General features: G+C 72.4%; 5 protein-coding genes and 1 CRISPR repeat array. Of the genes, 4 read left to right on the top strand and 1 reads right to left on the bottom strand.

From position 1 onward, the window contains the following. Positions 1–306: 306 nt before the first annotated feature. Positions 307–1,044, bottom strand: coding sequence for a hypothetical protein (locus IF19_RS1000000135620; RefSeq protein ID WP_050493783.1), 738 nt, complete (start codon positions 1,042–1,044; stop codon positions 307–309). A gap of 269 nt (positions 1,045–1,313) precedes the next feature. Here IF19_RS1000000135620 and IF19_RS0134100 point away from each other — a divergent pair, with 269 nt between their 5' ends. From IF19_RS0134100 to IF19_RS0134085, 4 genes are all read left to right on the top strand, one after another. Next, the gene (locus IF19_RS0134100; protein WP_030119421.1) at positions 1,314–2,192 is read left to right on the top strand and encodes an alpha/beta fold hydrolase; all 879 of its coding nucleotides are present in this window, start codon (positions 1,314–1,316) and stop codon (positions 2,190–2,192) included. A 65-nt stretch (positions 2,193–2,257) separates the two neighbouring features. Beyond that, complete coding sequence (locus tag IF19_RS0134095) at positions 2,258–3,127, top strand: Vgb family protein (protein ID WP_030119422.1); 870 nt, start codon at positions 2,258–2,260, stop codon at positions 3,125–3,127. A 189-nt stretch (positions 3,128–3,316) separates the two neighbouring features. Next, entirely contained in the window at positions 3,317–4,156 is an 840-nt protein-coding gene (locus IF19_RS0134090) for a MerR family transcriptional regulator (RefSeq protein WP_032748923.1), read from the top strand. A gap of 402 nt (positions 4,157–4,558) precedes the next feature. Then, positions 4,559–5,071: direct repeats of the CRISPR family, unit length 25 nt; unit sequence TCCCCGCGCACGCGGGGGTGGTCCC. A 243-nt stretch (positions 5,072–5,314) separates the two neighbouring features. Continuing rightward, complete coding sequence (locus tag IF19_RS0134085) at positions 5,315–5,935, top strand: NADPH-dependent F420 reductase (RefSeq protein ID WP_030119424.1); 621 nt, start codon at positions 5,315–5,317, stop codon at positions 5,933–5,935. Positions 5,936–6,048: the final 113 nt, after the last annotated feature.

Below are 6,048 nucleotides of genomic sequence, written 5' to 3'. Positions count from 1 at the left end.
CCCGCCGACGAGGCCCCCCACGCCCACCCCCACGCCGACGAAGCCCGGACCTACCCACGAACCGGACTACGGCTACGGCCACGGCTACGGCGACCACTGAGCACCTGCCTTCACCGCCCGTGACCCTGCTCGACGCCAGGGCAGCAGCGAGGGTCTGACACCGGCCTCCAGCAGGGGGCCGACACCGCACTGAGCCCGGATCCACACGATGGGTCCGGGCTCAGCTTTGGGCCCGCCCAGCTTTCGCGCGGATCGCCCGGTGGAACATGAGGGCGGCCCCGGCCGCGCACGACAGGGTCCTTCGGCCTACGCGGCCGGGCGGGGCCCACCCAGAACAGCGGCCAGCGCCTCGGCCCGGTCCGCCGAGATCCCGAGAGCGAGGGGCACGCGCCGGGGACTGTACGGGGACGAGCACACGGCGACCGGGCTGCCGTCGGCGACAGACCACCGGGGCCCGCCGACCGGGTCCTGCCCCGCGAGGAGCACGGCCGCGAGATCGCCGGCGGCCTCCGCGCGGATCCCGCAGTGGGCCAGCGCGCGGGCCACGGTGTCGCGGGCCTCGCCGGGCAGGTCGGCGTCGCCGAGGAGCGGCAGCAGCAGGAGCAGCCGCTCGGACGGATCGGTCAGCCCCTCCCCTCCCTCCGGTACGCCCCCGGCCAGCGCGAGCAACTCCGTCCAGGCCAGCCCCGTCCCGGCCGCGTCGGCCCCGCACTGCCCGAGGTGCCCCAGGCGCCCCCACGCCGGATGCCGGACGAAGAAGTCGACGCTGCTGCCGTCCTCCCAGTTGACGTAGACGGCGTGGACCGTATGCCCGCCGCCGCACCCGACCCGGAACACGGGCCAGGGCTCCTCGGGGTCGCTGAGCCGGTCCACCACGCCGTCGAACTCCGCCGCGTCCACGCCGTACCGCTCGGCAGGCTCCTCGTACTTCCCCATCGCCATCAGCACATGGGCCAGCCAGAACGCGGGGGACCGCGCCAGGTCCTCGCCCGCGACGAGCTCGCAGTCCTGCTGGTATTCGGGAACGTGTACGCCGGTGCTCATGGAGGGAGCCTAGAAACACGGGAGGGACGGCCGCGCGCCGGGCCGCCCCGGGCGAGGAAGCGCGGACGCCCCGGGCGACGGGACGCGGAGCCCGCGGATGCCGCCGCAGGGGCCCGCCGACCGGGTCCTGCCCGCCGCAGTGAACCCGGTATCCCCTACGGCACCGACGCCATCCGCCCTCTGCGGGGCTCATCACACCCTCGTACCACCCCGGCATCCGGCGTGAAAAGCGGTTGCCCTCGCCGTCTCCCCACCTCCAGGCTGCGGTGATGACCGGAACAGAGATCGACATCCCCGTCGCGGGCGGCGCCCTGTCCGCAGTGGACTTCGGCGGCCACGGCCAGGGGGTGCTGCTCGTCCACGGCAGCGGGCAGAACGCGGCGGCGTGGACGGACGTGGCGTCGCACCTGGTGAGCGCCTGCCATCCGATCGCCATCGACCTGCGGGGCCACGGACAGACCCGGCTCGACTCCGCCGGACCCGAGCAGTACTGGCGGGACATCGGCAGCGTCGTCGCCGAACTGGGCTGGGAGCGCCCGCTGTTGGTGGGCCACTCCACCGGCGGATACGCGGTGACGGCCGCCGCCGCCGACGGCCTCGTGGAACCGGCCGCCCTCTGCGTCGTGGACGGCGTGGTCCTCGACGACCGGGACACCTCGCTCGCCGAGCACGCCGCCGCACGGACCACGGAGGCGGCGGACCGTCTGCGGGCGATGTTCCGCTACGGATGGGAAGCGGACGCCGACCGGATGCACGCCTATGTCGACCAGTGCGTACGGGAGGCCGGAGACGACTGGCTCAACGCCGGAGCGCGGCCCGGACTGGTCGAGCAGGTCACGCGACGCTCCTTCCAGCGCCGGGGCAACCGGTGGCTACGGCGACCGACCGTCGAGGAGATCGCGGCCGTCACCGCCGTGGACCCCGACGCGGAGGTCTTCCCGAGCATCGAGGTGTACGACCGCCTCACCTGCCCGCTGACGGTCGTGCTGGCCGAGAACGGCTTCTACGCCTCCCGGCGCGACGCCGTGCGTACGGTGGTGGATGCCGCCCCCGCCCGCCGGCTGGTCGACATCGGCTCGAACCACAACGTCCCCATGACCCGGCCCGCCGACCTCGCCGCGATCATTCTCGACCTGGTACGGGACTGATCAGCGGCACCGATCACGTACGCCTCCCGCCAATCCCCCCACTTCCACGAGGAGTTGCCGTGACCATGAGCGAAATCCCCGTAGCGGACGAGGAGGCCGGACCGTACGGCATCACGACCGGACCTGACGGCGCGCTGTGGCTCACCTTCGTGCACAGCGGCCGCATCGCGCGCCTCACCCCCGACGGTGAACTCGACACGTTCCCACTGGAGTCGGCCGAGTGCGGCCCCACGGTCATCGCCCCCGGGCCCGACGGAGCGCTGTGGTTCACCCGCTTCCGGGACCACCGGATCGGCCGCATCACGACGGCCGGTGAAACGGAGTCCTTCCCCGTGCCGACACCCGACAGCGGCCCTTTCGGGATCACCGCCGGTCCGGACGGGGCGATGTGGTTCACGGAGATGAACACCGACCGGATCGGCCGCATCACCGGCGCGGGCGAGATCACCGAGTACGCCCTCCCCGGCACGGGTTCGTACCCCTCGGCCATCACCGCCGGCCCGGACGGTGCTCTGTGGTTCACCCTGAACCAGGCGAACGCGATCGGCCGCATCACCGTCCACGGGGACATCGCCGTCCACCCGCTCCCGACCCCGGGCGCCGCCCCCGTGGGCATCGCGAGCGACGGCGTGGCCCTGTGGTTCGTGGAGATCGCGGCGAGTCAGATCGGCAGGATCTCGGTGGGCGGCGCGATCGAGGAGTTCCCGCTCCCGGAGCGTACGGCCAAACCCCACGCCATCGTCGCGGCCGCCCCCGGAGACTGCTGGTTCACCGAATGGGGGGCCAACGCCATCGGGCACATCACCAGGAGCGGCCAGATCACCGAGTACGGCCTGCCGTCACCGTCGTCCGAACCGCACGGCATCACCGTGGGACCGGACGCGGCCGTGTGGACGGCCCTGGAAACGGGAGCGGTCGCGCGGCTCGCCCGGTAGCCCGGACGGTGAACATCGTTTCCGGAGAGGCCAGTTGACCATGCCCGTCGACACCGCCCCGGCGTGCGCGTCCGGCGTTGTCCAGCAGTACGGGATCCAGCAGGGACAGGACCGCACAAGCCGTCCGGCGAGCACGAACAGGGACCGTCGGCTTGCCCCTCCCCCAGGGGCAGAGGGGACAGTGGCCCCGTGCACGAGGAACTGATCACCATCGGCGAGCTCGCCACCCGGACCAGGCTCAGCCTCAAGGCCCTGCGGCTCTACGGGGAGCGAGGGCTGCTGCCACCGGCGGAGGTCGATCCGCGGACCGGCTTCCGCCGCTACGGTCTCGCCCAAGTCGAACGGGCCCGCCGCATCGCGCTGCTGCGTGCCACCGGCATGCCGCTGGCGCGGATCGCGGAGGTGCTCGATTCGAGCGGCGAGAAACCGGTGCTGCTACTCACCGCGTACTGGCGAGAACAGGAGTCCGCGCACGCGGCCCGCCGGGCCGCGGTGAGCTACGCCCGAGAGGTTCTGACCGGAGGAAGCCCGACCATGTACGAGATCTCCGAGCGCGACGTACCGGAGCGGAAAGTCCTGTTCATCCAAGGCCACGTGACCGCCACAGACCTTCCCGGCTTCCTCGCGGACTCCGGCGAACTGCTCTTCGCCGCCCTACGGAGGAGAGGAGCGAGCTTGTCCGGACCGCTCTTCGCCGTCTACCACGGCCTGGTCAGCGAGGACTCCGACGGCCCGGTCGAGATCTGCGCTCCGACCCGGAGCGCGGACGTCGAACCAGCCGGCCGGATCGGTGTACGCATCGAGCCCGCCCACCGCGAGGCGTACACCGCCTTGACGAAGCGGGACGAGGGCTACGCGGCGATGGCCGCCGCCCATGACGCCGTCGGCGTATGGCTGGCCGAGCACGGATACACCGCCAGCGCCTCCAACCGGGAGGTGTACTACCCGAACTGGGCAACCGCCGAGCCGGGCGAGCACGTGGCCGACGTCGCCATCCCCTTCCGCACCGGCTCGATGCCCGGCCTCTGAAAACCAACCGACGACGGTCGGCACACACCGCAGGTTGCAACCGCCGACCTGCGCAAACACCTCGGGAGACCGCCATACCGGCCTCGAAGGAATAGCCGCGCCCCAAGCACACACCATCAACCTCCGCCACCCCCTCAAACCGTCGAACCCGTCGAACCCCAACCACGAAGCCCCTCCCGAAACGGGGGTAGACACACCGCACACCGACGCCCAAAGCCACGAAAGACAGAGCCGCACCTCTTCCATCGAAGCCGGGCCGATGAGCCCGGGTGGCGGGCAGAATGGCATCAGCCGAATCACACCTGTGGCCACTTTGCCCCGGAGAGCAAGATATGCCGGTTTCTCAACAAGTTAGCAAAAACCGCCTCCCCGACACCTAAACCCGCAGGTCACGAACAGTGGTCCCCGCGCACGCGGGGGTGGTCCCCCGCGGGCCTCCGCGTCCACGGCGAGAGTGAGGTGATCCCCGCGCACGCGGGGGTGGTCCCGGTCCGTCGCTGCCGACGCCGAACCCGGTCAGGTGATCCCCGCGCACGCGGGGGTGGTCCCGCCATCAGCGGCACCCACGCGGGGCGCTGAGTGTGATCCCCGCGCACGCGGGGGTGGTCCCTCGCGGCGGTCATCGGGTTGCTGGGTCATGCGGTGGTCCCCGCGCACGCGGGGGTGGTCCCGGCTGGCACCCGCACATCCACGCCATCGTCCTGTGGTCCCCGCGCACGCGGGGGTGGTCCCTCCCAGATGGCGGTGCAGCGGAGCCTCGCCGCGTGGTCCCCGCGCACGCGGGGGTGGTCCCCGTGCCGAGGCCGGCGTGCGCTGTGATCTCGCGTGGTCCCCGCGCACGCGGGGATGGTCCTCCCGGCTCGTCCAGCAGCTCGTGGTAGCAGGGGTGGTCCCCGCACACGCGGGGGTAATCCCTGCTCCAGGTCCGGGCCGGGGAACAGGAGGTCGTGGTCCCCGCACGCGGGTTCCCCGCCACAGCGGAAGGCCGCAGGCAGGGCAGTCCCCGCCGTACGCGGCGGAGACCGCTCGCCGCCGCCTACGAACGGGACCGGCGGTCGCCCGTACGTCACCGCGCCCAGCGGACTACGTCGCAGGTGCCGGTTGGCCACCGTCTTCCGCCTGATACGCCCCCGGGGCCCGCTGGCTAGCGTCGTCCTCATGCGTATCGGACTGCTCGGCACCGGAAATGTCGCCCGCGCCCTGGCCCACGGCTGGCGCGCCGCAGGGCACGACGTCCTCCTCGGATCGCGCCACCCGCAGGAGCGGGGTGACCTCGGTCTGCCCGTCGCGGGGCTCGGCGAGACCGCCGCTCGCGCGGACGTCCTGGTCAACGCCACCCCCGGTGGCGTCTCTCTGGACCTGCTCCGCTCCATCGGAGCGCCGGTCCTGGCCGGCACCCTGCTGATCGACGTCGGGGTCGGCCTCTCCGACGACTTCAGCGCCCTCACCCACCCCAACAGCAGCCTGGGCGAACTGATCCAGGAGGCGTTCCCGCTGACCCCCGTCGTCAAGACGCTCTGCACGATGGATTCGACCACGATGGCCGCCCCGGGCGACCTCACCGAGCCGGGCACGGTCTTCCTCTCCGGCGACGACCCCGAGGCCAAGGCCACCACCGGCCGTCTGCTCACCGATCTCGGCTGGCCCGCCTCCTCCCAGCTCGACATCGGTGACATCACGACCGCACGCGGCCAGGAGCACTTCGCGTTCCTGTTCATGGGCATCGCGGGCGGCGTGAACTCCCACACCTTCAACATCAAGGTCGTCACCCGCCCGTAGCGGCCCCCCGAGTCCCCGTCCGCCCCGGGCCACGCCGCAGCCGGCCTGCCCCCGAACCGCCCCCGAGCCCCATCGCATCCCGAGCCGCCGCCCGCCCCGAGCCCCCTCCCCAC

The organism is Streptomyces californicus, from assembly GCF_000717645.1.
Lineage (GTDB): Bacteria > Actinomycetota > Actinomycetes > Streptomycetales > Streptomycetaceae > Streptomyces > Streptomyces californicus.
This window is presented reverse-complemented; position numbering and strand designations above follow the sequence as displayed.

What these genes read in the sequence shown, in the direction of transcription:
- IF19_RS1000000135620 (WP_050493783.1), bottom strand. Translation starts at nt 1,044, where the DNA reads ATGAGCACCGGCGTACACGTTCCCGAATACCAGCAGGACTGCGAGCTC.
- IF19_RS0134100 (WP_030119421.1), top strand. Translation starts at nt 1,314, where the DNA reads ATGACCGGAACAGAGATCGACATCCCCGTCGCGGGCGGCGCCCTGTCC.
- IF19_RS0134095 (WP_030119422.1), top strand. Translation starts at nt 2,258, where the DNA reads ATGAGCGAAATCCCCGTAGCGGACGAGGAGGCCGGACCGTACGGCATC.
- IF19_RS0134085 (WP_030119424.1), top strand. Translation starts at nt 5,315, where the DNA reads ATGCGTATCGGACTGCTCGGCACCGGAAATGTCGCCCGCGCCCTGGCC.